Source organism: Staphylococcus sp. GDY8P196P (assembly GCF_017891705.1).
In the GTDB taxonomy this organism is placed as follows: Bacteria; Bacillota; Bacilli; order Staphylococcales; family Staphylococcaceae; genus Staphylococcus; species Staphylococcus ureilyticus.
The window spans coordinates 18,848-38,861 of record NZ_JAESJS010000015.1; the positions used below are offsets into that span (position 1 = coordinate 18,848).

General features: G+C 34.5%; 16 protein-coding genes, 8 tRNA genes and 1 rRNA gene. All 25 read left to right on the forward strand.

Features of this window, described 5'->3' with window-relative positions:
• Window positions 1–99: 99 nt before the first annotated feature.
• The 25 genes from pth to KA814_RS09220 all read left to right on the forward strand — a co-directional run bounded on the left by pth (window position 100) and on the right by KA814_RS09220 (window position 19,984).
• The gene (gene pth / locus KA814_RS09100) at window positions 100–672 is read left to right on the forward strand and encodes an aminoacyl-tRNA hydrolase (protein ID WP_064209949.1); all 573 of its coding nucleotides are present in this window, start codon (window positions 100–102) and stop codon (window positions 670–672) included.
• Entirely contained in the window at window positions 669–4,181 is a 3,513-nt protein-coding gene (mfd, locus tag KA814_RS09105; protein WP_064209950.1) for a transcription-repair coupling factor, read from the forward strand. Before pth ends, mfd begins: the two co-directional genes overlap by 4 nt.
• Window positions 4,171–5,709, forward strand: a complete 1,539-nt coding sequence (locus tag KA814_RS09110; protein WP_064209951.1) for a polysaccharide biosynthesis protein — start codon at window positions 4,171–4,173, stop codon at window positions 5,707–5,709. The genes mfd and KA814_RS09110 overlap by 11 nt, the downstream gene beginning before the upstream one ends.
• Window positions 5,709–6,896 (forward strand): MazG nucleotide pyrophosphohydrolase domain-containing protein, encoded by a 1,188-nt coding sequence (locus tag KA814_RS09115; protein WP_064209952.1) that lies wholly within the window; start codon window positions 5,709–5,711, stop codon window positions 6,894–6,896. Before KA814_RS09110 ends, KA814_RS09115 begins: the two co-directional genes overlap by 1 nt.
• Before the next feature lie 2 nt (window positions 6,897–6,898).
• On the forward strand, window positions 6,899–7,162 hold the full coding sequence (locus KA814_RS09120) for an RNA-binding S4 domain-containing protein (RefSeq protein WP_046206575.1): 264 nt from the start codon (window positions 6,899–6,901) through the stop codon (window positions 7,160–7,162).
• A 20-nt stretch (window positions 7,163–7,182) separates the two neighbouring features.
• Window positions 7,183–7,584, forward strand: coding sequence for an FtsB family cell division protein (locus tag KA814_RS09125; RefSeq protein WP_046206550.1), 402 nt, complete (start codon window positions 7,183–7,185; stop codon window positions 7,582–7,584).
• A 100-nt stretch (window positions 7,585–7,684) separates the two neighbouring features.
• Window positions 7,685–8,083, forward strand: coding sequence for a S1 domain-containing RNA-binding protein (locus KA814_RS09130; RefSeq protein ID WP_046206549.1), 399 nt, complete (start codon window positions 7,685–7,687; stop codon window positions 8,081–8,083).
• Window positions 8,084–8,280: 197 nt separating this feature from the next.
• Window positions 8,281–9,573 (forward strand): tRNA lysidine(34) synthetase TilS, encoded by a 1,293-nt coding sequence (tilS, locus tag KA814_RS09135; RefSeq protein WP_182478088.1) that lies wholly within the window; start codon window positions 8,281–8,283, stop codon window positions 9,571–9,573.
• A gap of 4 nt (window positions 9,574–9,577) precedes the next feature.
• Window positions 9,578–10,117 carry a hypoxanthine phosphoribosyltransferase gene (hpt, locus tag KA814_RS09140; RefSeq protein WP_046206548.1) on the forward strand — a complete coding sequence of 180 codons (540 nt, stop codon included), beginning with the start codon at window positions 9,578–9,580 and terminating at the stop codon, window positions 10,115–10,117.
• A 284-nt stretch (window positions 10,118–10,401) separates the two neighbouring features.
• Window positions 10,402–12,516, forward strand: a complete 2,115-nt coding sequence (gene ftsH / locus KA814_RS09145; RefSeq protein ID WP_107360201.1) for an ATP-dependent zinc metalloprotease FtsH — start codon at window positions 10,402–10,404, stop codon at window positions 12,514–12,516.
• A 213-nt stretch (window positions 12,517–12,729) separates the two neighbouring features.
• The gene (gene hslO / locus KA814_RS09150) at window positions 12,730–13,608 is read left to right on the forward strand and encodes an Hsp33 family molecular chaperone HslO (protein WP_064209954.1); all 879 of its coding nucleotides are present in this window, start codon (window positions 12,730–12,732) and stop codon (window positions 13,606–13,608) included.
• 157 nt (window positions 13,609–13,765) lie between these two features.
• Window positions 13,766–14,698 (forward strand): cysteine synthase A, encoded by a 933-nt coding sequence (cysK, locus tag KA814_RS09155; RefSeq protein WP_203265311.1) that lies wholly within the window; start codon window positions 13,766–13,768, stop codon window positions 14,696–14,698.
• Between the two features lie 337 nt (window positions 14,699–15,035).
• Window positions 15,036–15,842, forward strand: coding sequence for a dihydropteroate synthase (folP, locus tag KA814_RS09160; protein ID WP_070039634.1), 807 nt, complete (start codon window positions 15,036–15,038; stop codon window positions 15,840–15,842).
• Entirely contained in the window at window positions 15,820–16,185 is a 366-nt protein-coding gene (folB, locus tag KA814_RS09165; protein ID WP_046206543.1) for a dihydroneopterin aldolase, read from the forward strand. The genes folP and folB overlap by 23 nt, the downstream gene beginning before the upstream one ends.
• On the forward strand, window positions 16,185–16,664 hold the full coding sequence (gene folK / locus KA814_RS09170) for a 2-amino-4-hydroxy-6-hydroxymethyldihydropteridine diphosphokinase (protein ID WP_107360202.1): 480 nt from the start codon (window positions 16,185–16,187) through the stop codon (window positions 16,662–16,664). Before folB ends, folK begins: the two co-directional genes overlap by 1 nt.
• Before the next feature lie 512 nt (window positions 16,665–17,176).
• Entirely contained in the window at window positions 17,177–18,664 is a 1,488-nt protein-coding gene (lysS, locus tag KA814_RS09175) for a lysine--tRNA ligase (protein ID WP_070657450.1), read from the forward strand.
• Between the two features lie 473 nt (window positions 18,665–19,137).
• Window positions 19,138–19,252 (forward strand): 5S ribosomal RNA (rrf, locus tag KA814_RS09180).
• Between the two features lie 16 nt (window positions 19,253–19,268).
• Window positions 19,269–19,344 (forward strand) — tRNA-Val (locus KA814_RS09185).
• Between the two features lie 15 nt (window positions 19,345–19,359).
• Window positions 19,360–19,435 (forward strand) — tRNA-Thr (locus KA814_RS09190).
• Between the two features lie 6 nt (window positions 19,436–19,441).
• Window positions 19,442–19,514 (forward strand) — tRNA-Lys (locus KA814_RS09195).
• A 14-nt stretch (window positions 19,515–19,528) separates the two neighbouring features.
• Window positions 19,529–19,603, forward strand: a tRNA-Gly gene (locus tag KA814_RS09200).
• Window positions 19,604–19,610: 7 nt separating this feature from the next.
• Window positions 19,611–19,699 (forward strand) — tRNA-Leu (locus tag KA814_RS09205).
• A gap of 13 nt (window positions 19,700–19,712) precedes the next feature.
• A tRNA-Arg gene (locus KA814_RS09210) sits at window positions 19,713–19,789 on the forward strand.
• Window positions 19,790–19,816: 27 nt separating this feature from the next.
• Window positions 19,817–19,890, forward strand: a tRNA-Pro gene (locus tag KA814_RS09215).
• 18 nt (window positions 19,891–19,908) lie between these two features.
• Window positions 19,909–19,984: transfer RNA gene (locus tag KA814_RS09220), tRNA-Ala, on the forward strand.
• Window positions 19,985–20,014 lie beyond the last annotated feature (30 nt).

The window sequence follows — 20,014 nt, forward strand, 5'->3', positions numbered from 1 at the left end:
TGTTAATATAGTGAATGATATGAAAATATAAAAAGAAACTATAGAGTGTTGCGAAATAATAAATGTTTCTGAGTGAATACAACAATTGGAGGTAACATAATGAAATGTATTGTAGGTTTAGGCAATATCGGCAAACGCTTTGAGCTGACAAAACATAATATTGGTTTTGAAGTGATTGACTATATGTTAGAACAGAATCAATTTAAATTAGATAAACAAAAGTATAAAGGTGCCTATACAATCGAACATTTGGCTGGTGAGAAAGTGATGTTTATAGAACCAATGACGATGATGAACTTGTCTGGGGATGCTGTAGGTCCACTGATGAAGTATTATAATATTGATGTAGACGATTTACTTGTACTATATGATGATTTGGATTTACCTCAAGGGGAAATTCGATTACGACAAAAAGGCAGTGCCGGCGGTCATAATGGTATGAAATCGATTATTCAAGCCTTAGGTACAGACGAATTTAAACGTATTCGTATTGGTGTTGATCGTCCGTCCAACGGCATGTCGATTGTTGATTATGTATTGCAAAAATTTTCAAAACAAGAAATGGAAACAATGAATAACGTAATAGAACATTCAGCACGTGCAGTAGAAGCTTATATTGAAAGTTCTCGTTTTGACCGTGTGATGAATGAGTTTAATGGTGAGGTCAAGTGAAATCAATAATTACAGAATACATTAAAGAAGATAAACGCTATCAAGAGTTGAATGAAGTATTTGGTGAAGCCAACGTATTGGTTACTGGGTTATCTAGTTCGGCAAAGGCAACAATTATAGCTGAAAAATTTATTCATAGTTCAAAGCAACTCCTTGTAGTAACGAACAACTTGTATCAAGCTGACAAACTAGAGAGCGACTTACAACAATATGTTGATACTGACGATATATACAAGTATCCAATGCAAGATATTATGACAGAAGAATTTTCCACACAAAGCCCCCAATTCATGAGTGAACGTGTACGTACTTTGACGGCACTTGCTCAAGAAAAGAGAGGGTTATTTATCGTACCGTTAAATGGTTTTAAAAAATGGTTAACACCCGTTGAAATGTGGAAGGAGCATCAACTCACACTTACCATTGGTGACGACATTGATATTGATGAATTTTTAAACAAACTTGTAAACATGGGATATCGTAGAGAGAGTGTAGTATCGCATATTGGTGAATTCTCATTGCGTGGTGGGATTATTGACATATATCCTTTAATAGGTATGCCTGTAAGAATTGAACTATTTGATACAGAAGTAGATTCAATCCGAAACTTTGATGTTGAAACCCAACGTTCAGAAGAAAATTTAGACCAAGTAGATATTACGACGGCTAGTGATTATATTATTACAGATGATGTATTGAAGCATACTAAATTAAAATTAAAAGAAGCATATGAGTATACACGTCCCAAAATAGATAAATCTGTACGTAATGACTTGAAAGAAACATATGAAAGTTTTCAACTTTTTGAATCTTCTTTATTTGATCATCAAGTATTACGCAGACTCGCTGCTTTTATGTATGAAGCACCTGCAACCATTATTGATTACTTCAAGTCTGATGCGATTGTAGCAGTGGATGAATATAATAGAATTAAAGAAACTGAAACAACACTGATTTCTGAAGCTGAAGAATTTATGCAAAGTTTAATTGAAAGCGGTAAAGGATTTATCGGACAGAATTTCTTACAATATGACGGATTTGAGTCACTATTAAATCGATATCCAGTTACGTATTTTACTTTATTTACGGCAACGATGCCGGTAGAACTCAATGAAATCATTAAATTTTCATGTAAGCCGGTACAACAATTTTATGGACAATATGATATCATGCGTTCTGAATTTCAACGATTTATTCAAAATGACTATACGATTGTCGTATTAGCAGAAACTGAAGCGAAAAAAGAGCGTATTCAATCAATGTTAAATGAAATGCATATACCAACATTTATAGATACACCAAGCACACAAAGCGATGGTGGTAGTGCGATTATCACTGAAGGCAGTTTGTCAGAAGGTTTTGAATTGCCATATATGCATCTTGTTGTTGTAACAGAACGTGAACTGTTTAAATCTAAACAAAAGAAAAAGGTAAAGCAACATAAGAAATTAACAAATGCAGAAAAAATCAAATCCTATCAAGATTTGAAAGTTGGAGATTTTGTTGTTCATGTTCACCATGGTGTAGGGAAATATTTAGGTGTCGAAACGCTTGAAGTTGGAGGCGTACACAAAGATTATATAAAATTACAATACAAAGGTACTGATCAATTATTTGTACCCGTAGATCAAATGGATCAAGTACAAAAGTATGTTGCTTCCGAAGATAAATCACCTAGATTAAATAAACTTGGTGGCACAGAATGGAAGAAAACGAAAGCCAAAGTTCAACAAAATGTTGAAGATATGGCCGATGAATTAATAGAATTATATAAAGAAAGAGAAATGTCAGTTGGTTATAAATATGGTCCAGACACCCCACAACAAAATGATTTTGAAATTGATTTCCCTTATGAGTTAACGCCAGACCAAGGCAAATCCATTGAAGAGATTAAACAAGATATGGAAGTAGAACGTCCAATGGACAGGTTATTATGTGGTGATGTAGGTTACGGAAAAACAGAAGTAGCGGTACGAGCGGCATTTAAAGCTGTAATGGAAGGTAAGCAGGTAGCTTTTCTCGTGCCTACCACAATCTTAGCGCAACAACACTATGAAACTTTGATTGAACGTATGCAAGATTTTCCAATAGAAATTCAACTTATTAGTCGGTTTAGAACGACTAAAGAAGTGAAAGAAGTGAAAGAAGGACTAAAATCAGGCTATGTTGATATCGTTGTGGGTACACATAAATTATTAGGCAAGGATATTCATTATAAAGATTTGGGCCTACTCATTGTAGATGAGGAACAACGTTTTGGTGTAAGACACAAAGAAAAGATTAAATCACTTAAGACAAATGTTGATGTGTTAACATTAACTGCAACACCTATTCCGAGAACGCTACATATGAGTATGTTAGGCGTGCGTGATTTATCTGTCATAGAAACACCACCAGAAAATCGTTTTCCTGTGCAAACCTATGTATTAGAGCAAAATATGAATTTTATTAAAGAAGCGTTAGAAAGAGAATTATCACGTGAGGGCCAAGTTTTCTACTTGTACAATAAAGTGCAATCGATTTATGAAAAAAGAGAACAGCTACAAATGTTAATGCCGGAAGCGAATATAGGTGTGGCCCACGGTCAAATGAATGAACGTGATTTGGAAGAAACGATGTTAAGCTTTATCAATCATGAATTTGATATTCTTGTAACGACTACGATTATTGAAACTGGCGTAGACGTTCCCAATGCCAATACTTTAATTATCGAAGATGCTGATAAGTTTGGACTGAGTCAATTATATCAATTACGAGGGCGCGTGGGACGTTCAAGTCGTATAGGTTATGCTTATTTCTTACATCCATCTAACAAAGTATTATCAGAGACTGCAGAAGAAAGATTGCAAGCAATTAAAGAATTTACTGAATTAGGTTCTGGATTTAAGATTGCAATGCGAGATTTAAATATTCGAGGTGCAGGTAACCTTTTAGGCAAACAGCAACATGGATTTATTGATTCTGTAGGTTTCGATTTATACTCACAAATGTTAGAAGAAGCGGTAAATGAAAAACGAGGCATTAAAGAAGAACAGCATGACGCACCTGAAGTTGAAATTGAACTAAATATTGATGCTTATTTACCAGCTGAATATATTCCAAATGAACAGGCTAAGATAGAAATTTATAAAAAATTACGTAAAATTGAGACGGAATCACAATTGATGGATGTTAAAGATGAACTCATTGACCGTTTTAATGACTATCCTGTTGAGGTTGAAAGATTGCTTGAAATGATGGAAATTAAAGTGCATGCATTGAATGCAGGTGTAACACTTATTAAAGATATAGGTAAAAAAATAGAGGTTTATTTATCCGAAAAAGGTACTACTGACATCAATGGCGAAGCACTCTTTAAACAAACACAACCACTTGGACGCGCAATGAAAGTTGGTGTTCAAGAAGGTAAAATGAAAGTGACGCTAAATAAAGATAAAGTATGGTTGGACAGTTTGAAATTCTTAGTGAAATGTTTAGAGGAAAGTATGGTTATACCAGATGAACGTTAAATCTGATACGAAAAGTGTTTTTAATGGTGTTGTTGTACTAACAATAGCGCTTATTATCGTTAAAATACTCAGTGCATTATACCGTGTCCCCTATCAAAATTTACTGGGCGATGGCGGATTATATGCCTATCAACAAGTGTACCCCATAGTAGCTTTAGGCGTTATTTTATCGATGAATGCTATTCCTAGTGCGGTCACTCAAACTTTCAACGCAAACGGGCACCCCAGTCAATATACGCGCGTGTTATTAAGGTTACAATTTGTTGGTGTTATCTTTTTCTTACTTTTATTTATGTGTGCACACTGGGTTGCCTTTCTTATGGGAGATGTCAATTTAGCACCTATGTTAAGGGCGGCAAGTGTTAGCTTTTTATTTGTTGGCATACTTGGTGTTTATAGGGGCTATTATCAAGCGCATCATGAGATGAATATACCCGCTATTTCCCAGGTTATAGAACAATTTATTCGTGTCGCCATTATTATGATTGCTATTGTGATGTTTACGAGTCAATCATGGAGTATATACCGTGCAGGTACATTGGCGATTGTTGGTTCAGGTATTGGCTTTTTCGCATCTAGTTTGTTTCTGATGCAGCGGAAACCTTTTAAGTTATCTAAAGCACATGCCAATGTGGAAGTGGCTTGGAAAAAGTTAACGTTAGGTATCGTTGTGTTCGCGGTAAGCCAATTAATTGTTATTGTATGGCAAGTCGTGGATAGCTTTACAGTAATACATGCGCTTCAAATGACTGGTTTAGATTTTGACGAAGCAACTATTTTTAAAGGTATTTATGATCGAGGTGCGTCTTTTATACAGATGGGATTAATTGTAACGACAACGTTCTGTTTTGTACTTATCCCATTACTAACAGATGCATTAAAAACAAAACAACATATACTGGTAAATCGTTATGCTAACGCATCTATAAAGATTACAGTTTTATTTAGTGTTGCAGCAGCAATAGGTTTAATCAATTTGCTACCTGTAATGAATAGCGTATTCTTTAAAAACGATAGTTTGAACGGTACGTTATCCGTTTATATGCTTACCGTCATATGCGTTTCTCTTATAATGATGGATATCGCCTTATTACAAGTGAAAAATCACGTTAAAATTATTTTGTGTGCATTTGGTATTGGGGTAGTGGTCAAAGCGATATTGAATATGGTTTTAATACCGCAATTTTCAATTTTCGGTGCCAGTGTAAGTACTGTGATTTCACTGTTCATCTTTGTGTGGATTTTACAGTATCAAGTCTTAAAGCTGTATCATTTTCAAACAATGAAAAAGTTCATTGTTAAGTTAGTAATTACAATGATGCTGTTATCAATTACAGTACAAATAGTTATGTTTCTTATTCCGGGAGAAGGTAGAATGCAAGGCTTAGTCGAATTAGCTGTAGCAGCAACTATCGGCGTTATTGTAGTGATTTTTTCTATCGTACGCATGCATTTATTAAGTTTTAGAGAACTTAAACACCTGCCTTTTGGAGATAAACTATTCCATATGAAAAGAGGGAAACATTAATGACAAATAAAATAACAATTGTTGGATTAGGGAATTATGGTATAGAAGATTTACCCTTAGGAATTTATAAATTTTTAAAAAAACAAACACTCGTTTACACACGTACCTTTGACCATCCAGTTATCCAAGATTTAACTTCGGAAGGTATCGACATGGAAAGTTTTGATCAAGAATATAAACGCCATGACGCTTTTCAAAATGTATATGAAGCTATTGTGACAAAGTTGATTGATGCTGCAAGAGACAATGATATTGTATATACTGTACCAGGGCATCCACGTGTAGCTGAAACGACAACTGTGTATTTAGAGCAGTATGCTCAACAACATTCTGATATTGAAATTGAAATATTGGGCGGCAAGAGCTTTATAGACGATATTTTTGAAGCGGTAAAAGTTGACCCTAATGATGGTTTTACGATGTTAGATGCAACAGATCTTCAAAAAGAAAAGTTGAATATGCGTACGCACACACTTATCACACAAGTCTATAGTGCAATGGTCGCAGGTGATTTAAAAGTGACATTGATGGAACGCTATAGTGATGACCAACTTGTTTATATCGTAGATGGTGCGAGCAATAATCACGCCAATGTAATCAAAACACCGTTATATGAAATAGATCATTACGATGATGTTTTTAACAATATAACAAGTGTATTTATTCCAAAAGTGGAAACCGAAGAAGCATACTTTGGTGATTTTGACTATGCAGTTGGTATCATAAATCATCTTGTAGACGATGAAAAAGGTTGCCCATGGGATAAGGTTCAAACACATCATACGTTAAAACGCTATTTACTGGAAGAGACATTCGAATTGTTTGAAGCTATAGATAACGAAGACGATTGGCATATGATAGAAGAACTAGGAGACATCCTGTTACAAGTATTATTACACGCAAGTATTGGCAAAAAAGAAGGTTACATGGATATAAATGAAGTGATACAAAGCCTTTCAGAAAAAATGATACGCAGACATCCACATGTTTTTGGTGACACAAAAGCAGAAACTGAAGAAGATTTGAAAAATATTTGGTCCGATGCTAAGTCTAAAGAAGGTAAAGAACAGCGAGTGAAATTTGAGAAAGTATTTGCAGACCACTTCTTAGCATTGTATGATAAAACAAAAAATAAGTCGTTAGATGAAAATGCTTTAAAACGAATTTTAGAGCAAGGAGGAAAATAATGATGAGATTAGACAAATATCTCAAAGTGTCAAGATTAGTAAAACGTCGCACTTTAGCTAAAGAGATCAGTGATCAAGGACGTATTACTGTAAACGGTGTAGTTGCTAAAGCAGGTACCGATGTAAAAGAATCGGATGAGCTTGTTATCCGATTTGGTCAAAAAGTTGTAACAATCAAAGTTACGGGATTGAGTGAACATGCAACAAAAGAAAATGCAAAGGGCATGTATGAACTCATTAAAGAAGAAAAAGTAAGTGAAATATAGGAACGGGAGGTGACAAGCAAATGAATAAAAAAGTTGAAAATATAGGCAATACGTATACTTCAGCAGAAAACAAAAAAAAGCAACACAAACAAATGAGGAAGCGTGTTGTTCGTAAACGTATCACTTTATTCGGTGGTCTTTTACTACTGATTATTATCATTTTATCCATCATGCTTGTCACTCAAAAACAAAGTAACAATGACGATGCAGTCGAGCGCCAACAAAAAGAACAAAAGTATCAAAAGCAACAAGATGAAGAATTAGCACTAAAAGAACAATTAAATAATCTAAATGATAAAGATTATATTGAAAAAGTTGCACGTGATGATTACTATCTAAGTAATGATGGGGAAGTTATTTTCAAATTGCCCGGAGAAAATAAATCTGACACCAAATCTAAGGCGCAAAATGATGATAAATAAGTGAATTTAATTTTTTGCATCATTATACCATTGTTAATTTATGCAAACAGGCATATAATAGGGTTAAAATCGAAACGAATCGGGAGGATTTATTTATAATATGTCAATCGAAGTAGGAAACAAGCTTAAAGGTAAAGTCACTGGAATCAAAAAGTTTGGCGCTTTCGTCGAACTTCCAGAAGGAAAGAGTGGCTTAGTTCACATAAGTGAAGTTGCAGATAACTACGTTGAAAACGTAGAAGATCACTTATCTGTTGGTGATGAAGTTGAAGTTAAAGTACTATCAATTGCTGATGATGGAAAAATTAGTTTGTCAATCAAAAAAGCAAAAGATCGTCCACGTAGACCTCAAAACAAACCAAATCATAAACAAACTCAACCTAAAGGTGAGGACTTTGAAAAGAAATTAACAAACTTCTTAAAAGATAGTGAAGATAAATTGACTTCTATTAAGCGTCAAACGGAATCTAGACGTGGTGGAAAAGGCGCTAGACGCTAAAATATATAAAATAAGACTGTTCCCAAGAGAACTTAAATTAATTGCTCAAATACAACATTTAATATCATTTTAACGACGTGTGACTTTGACAATAAATGACTGTTTTCTTACTTAAGGAAACAGTCTATTTTTTGTTGTTCACAGACATTACAAGGTGCATGTAAAAAAATTTCGTATTGTGACATAGGAGGTAAGCTATGATAGAAGTTAATGCTGATGGTTGGAATAAAGAACAACACATTGTGTTAGCCGTTTCAACCGGGATTGATAGCATGGTATTATTACACAACTTAATTCATCCATTATCCCAATCGTATAGAAAATTAACTTGCTTACATGTGAATCATAATATTCGTGATATTGCACAAGAAGAAGAAACATTTATAAGAAAATATTGTGAGTTTTATCAGATTCCGTTGTTCGTGCATCATTTAGATTTATCAGAAGTTATTGAACAGGGGAATAGCATTGAAAATATTGCGAGAAATGAACGATATCAGTGGTTTGATACTATGATGGTGGAGTTGGATGCAGACGTTTTATTAACCGCTCACCATCAAGACGATCAAATTGAAACTATCTTTTATCGATTGATGACTGGTCGTTCAACTCGAAGTAGTTTAGGTATGTCATATCTGACTTCACGAAGTGCCTATATGTTGTGTAAACCATTGTTAGAAACAACAAAAGCAGACATTCGAAACTATCAGCAAAGTTATGAAGTACCTTATTATGAAGACGAGACCAATGCTGAAAATCTTTATGTTAGAAACGATATTCGTAATCGTATTTTACCTGCTATTGACGACAACCGACATTTATCGACAAAACAGCTACTAAAATTGAAAGATTGGCATGATATACAACTGCAAGAATTACATGACCATGCGTTACATTTTATAGAAACGCATGTTCACGAAAATGCTGATAAAGATGAAATAGTCATTCCAAGGGTTGCATTTTCAAATTTGAACCATAATATTAAAATCATAATATTAGATAAAATATTTTCAAAATTACAGATAACAGCACCAATGACTGAAAAAATGTATGAATCTTGGTTTCAGCAACTCGAAAGCAAAGTTACTCAATGCACAATATATACAACGGATAAATGGAATATTTATATCGCTTATGATAAATTTATAATAATGGCAAATTATGATAAATTTCTTATGCCAACTAAAATTTTGCAGCCAGGTTTATATCATTATGGTCATTATAGTATTAGTATAACAGATGATTTTCCGGAAGATGGTTATCCGTTAGTTATTAGAACTAGAAATAATGGTGATAAATTCAAACTAAATGGGATAAAAGGACACAAAAAAGTAAGTCGATTACTGATTGATCATAAAGTGATACAAACTGAACGTAACCAATTACCAATTTTAGTTAATGCAGATGAAGCAATTATTGCTGTAGGTACGTTATATTTAAATAATGAATATAAAGATACTATTTTCATACGAAATACGGGAGAGGAATGAAATTATGCGAGATGATTTAAAGGAAATATTAATAGATGAAGAAGAAATAGAACAAATTTGTAAAGACTTGGGTGCAAAGATTACTGAAGCATATGCCGGTAAACCACTTGTTTGTATAGGTATTTTGAAAGGTTCAGTAATGTTTATGACAGACCTTATTAAACATATTGGAACGCATTTAGCTATCGATTTCATGGATGTTTCTAGTTATCATGGCGGTACTGAATCAACAGGAGAAGTGCAAATACTTAAAGATTTAAGCGCTTCAATAGAAGGGAAAGACATCTTGATTATTGAAGATATTTTAGAAACTGGGACAACATTAAAATCAATAACTGAATTATTGGAATCAAGAAAAGTCAATTCACTAGAAATTGTGACATTGTTAGACAAACCGAATCGCCGTAAAGCAGATATCGAAGCAAAATATGTAGGTAAAAAAATTCCAGATGAATTTGTAGTTGGCTACGGATTAGATTATGCTGAAAATTATAGAAATTTACCATATATTGGAACGCTTAAACCAGAAATTTATTCAAAGTAAGCAGTACAATTTAATCGTATGAAATATTGTTATATACTGTAAAACGTAATCATATTAAATGAGTCGATATACATAATATATTGATAAAATACGCGAACATATACGTAAATCATTTAAGGGATTAATCATAAAGTATATGTAAAATGTTTGTATATCAAAAATATAAAAGTATAAAAACAACAAGAACTGTAACGTACATACAAAAGTAGAATTACTAGCCCAAAACTTGTGTATTGTGTTACAATTTTTGTTAGTTTTATTATTGAAGTAGGAGGAAACGACGCATGCAGAAAGCCTTTCGTAACGTGCTAGTTATCGCAATCATTGGCGTTATTATATTTGGCTTGTTTTCGTGGCTAAATGGTAACGGAAATATGCCAAAACAGCTTACATATAACCAATTTGTTAAGCAATTAGATAAAGGTGAATTAAAATCCTTAGAAATTCAACCAGAACAAAATGTATATATGGTAAGCGGTAAAACTAAAAAAGATGAAGATTATTCTTCAACTATTTTATATAATAATGATAAAGAGCTTGAAAAAATAACAGATAAAGCACAAAGTCAAGATGGATTGAAATTTACAGTTAAAGAAGAAGAAAAGCAAAGCGTATTTGTAAGTATTTTAACGACGTTAATACCAGTTTTAATCATAGCCTTATTATTTATTTTCTTCCTTAGTCAAGCACAAGGAGGCGGCGGTGGCGGCGGTCGTATGATGAACTTTGGTAAATCCAAAGCGAAAATGTACGACAGTCAGAAAAAACGTGTACGCTTCTCAGACGTAGCTGGCGCAGATGAAGAAAAACAAGAATTAATAGAAATTGTTGACTTCTTAAAAGATAATAAACAATTTAAGCAAATGGGTTCTAGAATACCTAAAGGTGTTTTACTTGTAGGACCTCCAGGTACAGGTAAAACGTTATTAGCTCGTGCAGTAGCTGGTGAAGCTGGTACACCATTCTTCTCAATCAGTGGTTCAGACTTCGTTGAGATGTTTGTAGGTGTCGGTGCAAGCCGTGTACGTGACTTATTTGAAAATGCTAAGAAAAATGCACCTTGTATTATCTTTATTGACGAAATCGATGCAGTTGGTCGTCAACGTGGTGCAGGTGTTGGTGGCGGTCACGATGAACGTGAACAAACGCTAAACCAATTACTAGTTGAAATGGATGGTTTCGGTGAAAACGAAGGTATCATTATGATTGCTGCTACAAACCGTCCTGATATTTTAGACCCAGCATTATTACGTCCTGGTCGTTTTGATAGACAAATTCAAGTTGGACGTCCAGATGTAAAAGGACGTGAAGCAATTCTGCACGTTCATGCTCGAAATAAACCACTTGATGAAACAGTAGACTTAAAAGCAGTTTCTCAAAGAACACCTGGTTTCTCTGGTGCAGATTTAGAAAACTTGCTGAACGAAGCATCATTAGTTGCAGTACGTGAAGGCAAGAAGAAAATAGATATGCGTGATATTGAAGAAGCGACTGACCGTGTGATTGCTGGTCCTGCTAAAAAATCACGTGTCATTTCTGAAAAAGAACGTAATATTGTTGCACACCATGAAGCCGGTCATACTATTATTGGTATGGTGCTTGATGAAGCAGAGGTTGTCCATAAGGTTACTATCGTACCACGTGGTCAAGCCGGTGGTTATGCAATGATGTTACCAAAACAAGATCGCTTCTTAATGACTGAACCAGAATTACTTGATAAGATCTGTGGCTTGTTAGGTGGTCGAGTTTCTGAAGATATTAATTTCAACGAAGTATCAACAGGTGCTTCAAATGACTTTGAACGTGCAACACAAATCGCACGTCAAATGGTTACTGAATATGGTATGAGTAAGAAACTTGGTACTGTTCAATTCTCAAGTAGCAGCAATGGACAAGTATTCTTAGGTAAAGACATGCAAGGCGAACCAGAATATTCTGGTCAAATTGCGTATGAAATTGATAAAGAAGTTCAACGTATTATTAAAGAACAATACGAACGTTGTAAAGACATTCTTTTAGAACATAAATCACAATTACTTTTAATTGCTGAATCTTTATTAAAAGAAGAGACATTAGTTGCTGAACAAATTCGTTCATTATTCTATGATGGCGTATTGCCAGAAGTTGATTACGATGCAGCAGAAGTTGTAAGTGATCAAGAAAGTGAATTTAAAGAAGGTAAATATGGTAAATCATATGAAGATGTACGAAAAGAACAACTAGAAGTTGGTAAAAAACAACAAGAAGAAGACCAACAAGAGGAAAAAGATATGGATAAAGAAAGCAAAGAAAGTGAACATGGCAATGACGACTCAGAAGAGACAGGTCATGAACAAGCACCAAATATCGATAAACCTAGCAACCCAAGTGATCCTAATGATCCAAGCAATAGAAATTAATAACTGAACAAAAAGCTTCTTTCTGCTATCATATTGATGTGGAAAGAAGCTTTTTTATTATTCATCAATCAATAAAATCACAAACAGATATGTAGCAATTTTTTGATTGAACACGTACAATAAATTGCATTGATAAAAAGTATTATAAAATTCTATATAGAAGTTAGAAAACAATTTAAACACTTACAATGAATAAAAGGAGAAATTAAAGAAATGACAAATGATTACATTGTTAAAGCATTGGCTTATGAAGGACAGATAAGAGCATATAGTGCATTAACTACAGAAAGTGTTCAAGAAGCACAAACAAGACATTATACTTGGCCGACAGCATCCGCAGCACTTGGCAGAACAATGACTGCAACGTTGATGATGGGTGCAATGTTAAAAGGCGATCAAAAACTGACAGTTACAGTTGATGGACAAGGGCCAATCGGAAAAATTATAGCTGATGCAGATGCCAGCGGTCATGTCAGAGGATACGTGACGCATCCACAAACGCACTTCCCTCTAAATAACGTAGGAAAATTAGATGTTAGTAGAGCTGTTGGAACAAATGGTGCATTAACTGTAGTAAAAGACGTTGGAATGAAAGATTATTTCTCTGGTTCAAGTGAACTAGTCTCTGGTGAATTAGGCGATGATTTTACTTACTACTTTGCAAAAAGTGAACAAGTACCCTCATCTGTAGGGTTAGGCGTACTAGTGAATCCTGATAACTCTATAAAAGCTGCAGGTGGTTTTATCATACAAGTGATGCCAGGTGCAGAAGAAAAAACAATCAATAAATTAGAAACAGCAATCAACAACATGACACCCGTTTCGAAATTAATTGATCAAGGTTTAACTCCAGAAGAAATATTATATGAAATACTTGGTGAAGATGAAGTTCAAATTTTAGAAGAAATGCCTGCAAGTTTTGAATGTAATTGCGGTCACGAAAAGTTTTTAAATGCAATTAAAGGACTAGGCCAAGCTGAAATCGAAAGTATGATTAGTGAAGATCATGGTGCAGAAGCAGAATGCCACTTCTGTAGAAATAAATATCAATATACAGAAAATGAATTACAGGAATTATTAGAAAAGATGTAAAAAATCCTTTAAAATGAAGTTTAAGTCACTATAAAGTATAAAAATATTGTAATTTTTAATCTTCTTAGTTGTATTCAAATCAAAATCTGATAAAATATAAAGTATATCCGATAGAAAAAGTAGGTTTTAAACTTTTTAATGAAAAGGAGCAATACTTATGACAAACAAACCAGTAAATAATGTCGTTGAAGTGATTGGCAATACGCCAGTAGTTAAGTTGAACAATGTGGTGGATGAAAATGCTGCAGATGTTTATGTGAAATTAGAATATCAAAATCCAGGTGGTTCTGTTAAAGACCGTATCGCGTTAGCAATGATTGAAGCGGCAGAGAAAGAAGGAAAAATCAAACCAGGAGATACAATTGTAGAACCTACGAGTGGTAATACAGGTATTGGTTTAGCTTTTGTATGTGCTGCGAAAGGTTATAAAGCAGTATTCACAATGCCAGAAACAATGAGTCAAGAACGTCGTAATTTATTAAAAGCTTATGGCGCAGAAGTTGTTTTAACACCAGGATCAGAAGCGATGAAAGGTGCAATTAAAAAAGCCAAAGAATTAAAAGAAGAATTTGGTTATTATGAACCACAACAATTTGAAAACCCGGCTAATCCACGTGTGCATGAATTGACAACTGGTCCAGAACTCGTTGAACAATTTGAAGGTAAAACCATTGATTCATTCTTAGCTGGTGTTGGCACTGGTGGTACATTAACTGGTGCAGGTAAAGTATTGAAAGAGAAATACCCTGACATTAATCTTGTAGCTATTGAACCTGAAGATTCTCCAGTATTAAGTGGTGGAGAACCAGGACCACATAAACTTCAAGGTTTAGGTGCAGGATTTGTACCAGATACTTTAGATACGAATATCTATGATGAAGTTATAAAAGTTGGTAATGAAACAGCGATGGATATGTCTCGTAAGGTTGCTAAAGAAGAAGGTATATTAGGTGGGATTTCTTCAGGTGCAGCAATTTATGCAGCTATAGAAAAAGCCAAATCTTTAGGTAAAGGTAAAAAAGTAGTTACTGTATTACCAAGTAATGGTGAACGTTACCTTTCAACACCTCTATATTCATTTGAAGATTAAAAATATATTTATAAAACCGATTATGTGTAAGTGATCAGTTTCAAATGTCGACAAGGTTTCTGACTTTGTCGACATTTTTTTATGACTTCTGTGAATGCTTTGTTTGTAGAGTTTTTAAAGACAACTAAAGCAATTGAAAAAGTACAATACGAAATGATTAAAATGTCTGAATACCAGCTATTAATTACAAAATGTGGAAATGGGTGAAATAAACGAGTTTACATTTTCCGACGATATGAACGTTGGTTACTGAAAAATTTATAAATTAGCGTTATTATAGAATAGTGATTACTAAGCTAACGATGAGTCATTTCATAGTGAAAGGAAGAAAGTAACGATGGCACATACAAAAATTATGGGCATATTAAACGTAACACCTGATTCATTTTCTGATGGCGGTAAATATAATTCAGTAGAAAAGGCTGTCAAAAGAGCGCAAGAAATGATTGAAGAGGGTGTAGATATGATTGACGTAGGTGGTATATCAACACGTCCTGCTGGTTATGAGGAAATAAGTGTTACTGAAGAATTACAGCGCGTGGTCCCTGTTGTAAAAGCACTTAGCCAATTAGATGTTCAATTGTCTATTGATACATATAGAAGTGAAGTAGCAGAAGCAGCAATGAAATTAGGCGCTACAATGATTAATGATCAGTGGGCTGGATTATATGATGAAAAAATCTTTGACGTTGTATCTAAATATGAAGGTGAGATTATATTGATGCACAATGGTGATGGTCATAGATCAATGCCTGTTGTGGATGAAATGCTTGTGCATTTATTGAAACAAGCTAATAAAGCAGAAATGGCAGGTATCCCACAAGAAAAAGTTTGGATAGATCCTGGCATTGGTTTTGCAAAAACAAGAGATGAAGAAAAAGAAGTAATGGCACGCTTGGATGAATTAGTAGCTACAGATTATCCTGTGCTACTAGCGACAAGTAGAAAAAGATTTATTAAAGAAATGATAGATCGAGACACGCAAGCAATTGAAAGAGATGAAGCAACTGCAGCTACTACTGCATACGGTATAATGAAAGGCGTTAAAGGTGTAAGGGTTCATAACGTTGCGCTCAATGTCCGTTTGGCTCAAAGCATGGATTATTTAAAGGAGAATGAGGATGAAAGACACAATATTTCTTAACGGTATGAAGTTTTATGGCTATCACGGTGCATTACCAGCCGAAAATGAAATTGGTCAAATATTCATCGTTGATTTGACTATGAAAGTCGATTTAAGCCTTGCAGGTGAAACAGATCAAGTAACTGATACAGTTCACTATGGTGAAGTTTATGCAGATGTGAAATCAATCATGGAAAGTGAACCAGTGAATTTATTAGAGCATCTAGCTGAACGTATTGCAAAACGTATAAATTCACACTATAATCGTGTAATGGAAACGCAAGTTAGAATCACTAAAGAAAATCCCCCTATACCAGGTCATTATGAAGGTGTAGGTGTAGAAATAGTGAGGGAGAATTTATAATGTCATATGCGTACTTAGGTTTGGGAAGTAACGTTGGAGATAGAAAAGCACAGCTCGATCAATCAATTCGTATTTTAAATGAAACAGAAGGTATCAATGTAACACAAACATCACCAATTTATGAAACTGAACCTGTTGGATATGTTGAGCAACCGCAATTTTTAAATCAATGTATTGAAATAGAAACATCACTGACACCTCATGATTTATTAAAGGCATGTTTAGGAACAGAACAACAGTTGCATAGAGTGAGAGATATAAGCTGGGGGCCTAGAACATTAGATGTTGATATTTTATTATTTGAGGAACAAATCATAGATGAAGATGATTTGATCATACCGCATCCACGTATGTTAGAGCGTTCTTTTGTGCTCATACCATTAAATGATATTGCACCAGATTTTACTGAACCTCATACAAATAAAAAAATTAGAGATTTAGTAATGTTAGATAATTCAGTGAAACAATATAAGGGGTAAGGAAACAAATGTGTGTAAATTTCATGATGAAGCGGAATAGCAAAGCGCTATACTTGAATGCGTATACTTTCAGTTTTATTATATAAAAACTGTAAAATTCATGTTGTTTCTTCAATCATATTGACAGGATAGTAACTTACCAAATAATAAATGAGTAACAATACCTTTCGTATTATCGTTAACTCTAATAAAATATTTAAGTAGATGTCAAAGGGAATACAATAGCATTATTTTATCTACAATTGATTAATAATACTGATATAACATTTTAAAGTTTAAATTACTTTATTACATTCATGACCTCTAGTAAAATTAAAAGTTGAAAAATTGGTACTAAGCACATAAGCAAATACCATCTTTGTATTTAAAAGATGGGGTGGTCATGGTAAAGTTAGAAATGATTGGAACAAATCAAAATACGGTAATCATCAATGATAGATATTCCTCGAATTCTAACAAAAAGGTTAATGCTAAAATTAAAATTGGATAAGAAGTATAAAGGAGAGAAAGTTATGTCAGAAGAAATGAACGACCAAATGCAAGTGCGTCGTCAAAAAATGCAAGAACTATACGATTTAGGTATCGATCCATTCGGCGGAAAATTTGTACGAACTTCAATGGCTACACCATTGCATGATGATTGGGATCAATTCTCCAAAGAAGAATTACAAGAAAAAGAAGAAGAAAGTCATGTTAGCATTGCAGGACGTCTAATGACGAAACGTGGTAAAGGTAAAGCAGGTTTTGCACACGTACAAGATTTATCAGGCCAAATTCAAATTTATGTGAGAAAAGACCAAGTTGGAGAAGAACAATTTGAACTATGGAAATCAGCAGACCTAGGAGATATCGTAGGTATTGAAGGCGTTATGTTTAAAACAAACACAGGTGAATTGTCGGTCAAAGCAAAATCATTCACGCTCCTAACAAAAGCATTACGACCATTACCAGATAAATTTCATGGTTTACAAGATATTGAACAACGCTATCGTCAACGTTATTTAGATTTAATAACAAACCAAGATAGTACGCAAACTTTTATTAATAGAAGTAAAATCTTACAAGAAATGCGTAATTACTTAAACAATCAAGGATTCTTAGAAGTAGAAACTCCAATGATGCACCAAATTGCTGGTGGAGCTGCAGCGAGACCGTTTGTAACACATCACAATGCTTTGGATGCTACATTATATATGAGAATAGCAATAGAATTACACTTGAAACGATTAATTGTTGGTGGCTTAGAAAAAGTATATGAAATTGGTCGCGTGTTTAGAAACGAAGGCGTATCTACACGTCATAATCCAGAGTTCACAATGATCGAACTCTACGAAGCATATGCAAACTATCACGATATTATGGACTTAACAGAAGATATGATTAGACATATATCTAATAAAGTACTTGGTACTGCAAAAATTAATTATGGTGAAGAAGTTATTGACTTAGAATCAAACTGGAAACGAGTTCATATGGCAGATGCTGTCAAAGAAGCTACAGGCGTTGATTTCTTTAATGTTCAAAATGATGAAGAGGCAAAAACACTGGCTAAAGCGCATGGTGTTGAAATTACTGAAAATATGAAATACGGTCATATTTTAAACGAATTCTTTGAACAAAAAGTTGAAGAAACATTAATACAACCTACTTTTGTATATGGACACCCAATTGAAATATCACCATTAGCAAAGAAAAATCCAGAAGACCCTAGATTTACGGATCGTTTTGAATTATTTATTGTAGGCAGAGAACATGGTAATGCATTTACAGAATTAAATGATCCGATAGATCAAAGAGAAAGATTTGAAGCACAATTAGTTGAAAAAGAGCAAGGCAATGACGAAGCCCATGAAATGGATGAAGATTTCATTGAAGCATTAGAATATGGTATGCCTCCAACAGGTGGTCTAGGTATAGGTATTGATAGACTTGTCATGCTACTTACTGATTCAGCTTCAATTAGAGACGTATTACTTTTCCCATATATGAGACAAAAGTAATATAGCTCAACTTAATAATAAAGGATTAAATATTGTGGCTTACAAATAAAAGCTGGGAAGTTTAATCCTTTTTATTTACAAATATAAACTATGCAAGAAACAAGGAAATACAAAAGGCTTAGAATTAAAATAGAAAATAATAAAAGTAATAAGATACAATTATGCATATTTATGCTATTTAAATATAAAAATATACTAAAAAAGGTATGGTAAACCTCGATTTCTTATGGTAAGATAATTCAAGTCGAGTTAAGTAAACGCAAATACATACGAAATAAATTTATGTTTAAATAAAAGTTACGAAAACTATTGACTTCAGCAAAAAAACATAGTATTATATAAAAGTCGTCGAAAACGAGCATTTACATATTAAATACTAAGTAAAGAACTTGTGAAATTCTTTAAGATAGTGTAAAATTAACTATTGTAATTGAATAACAAACAATGTATCATACATTGAGTAAGTTATTTTGTCTGGTGGCTATAGCAAGGAGGTCACACCTGTTCCCATGCCGAACACAGAAGTTAAGCTCCTTAGCGCCGATGGTAGTCGGACTTACGTTCAGCAAGAGTAGGACGTTGCCAGGCTTTATAATAATCATGTGGAGGATTAGCTCAGCTGGGAGAGCATCTGCCTTACAAGCAGGGGGTCGGCGGTTCGAACCCGTCATCCTCCACCATTTAAAAAATGAATAGCCGGCCTAGCTCAACTGGTAGAGCAACTGACTTGTAATCAGTAGGTTGGGGGTTCAAGTCCTCTGGCCGGCACCATTTCATGAGCCATTAGCTCAGTTGGTAGAGCATCTGACTTTTAATCAGAGGGTCAGAGGTTCGAATCCTCTATGGCTCATCCAGTTTCATTTTGCAGAAGTAGTTCAGCGGTAGAATACGACCTTGCCAAGGTCGGGGTCGCGGGTTCGAATCCCGTCTTCTGCTCCATTATTTTGCCGGGGTGGCGGAACTGGCAGACGCACAGGACTTAAAATCCTGCGATGAGAGATCATCGTACCGGTTCGATTCCGGTCCTCGGCACCATCATTTTAATAGAGCGCCCATAGCTCAATTGGATAGAGTACTTGACTACGAATCAAGCGGTTATAGGTTCGACTCCTATTGGGCGCACCATTTTTAGAATGAATATTATAATGAATACGGGAAGTAGCTCAGCTTGGTAGAGCACTTGGTTTGGGACCAAGGGGTCGCAGGTTCGAATCCTGTCTTCCCGACTCTTATTAAAAGGATATGGGGGCTTAGCTCAGATGGGAGAGCGCCTGCTTTGCACGCAGGAGGTCAGCGGTTCGATCCCGCTAGTCTCCACCATATATATTTAAATGAACATTGAAAACTGAA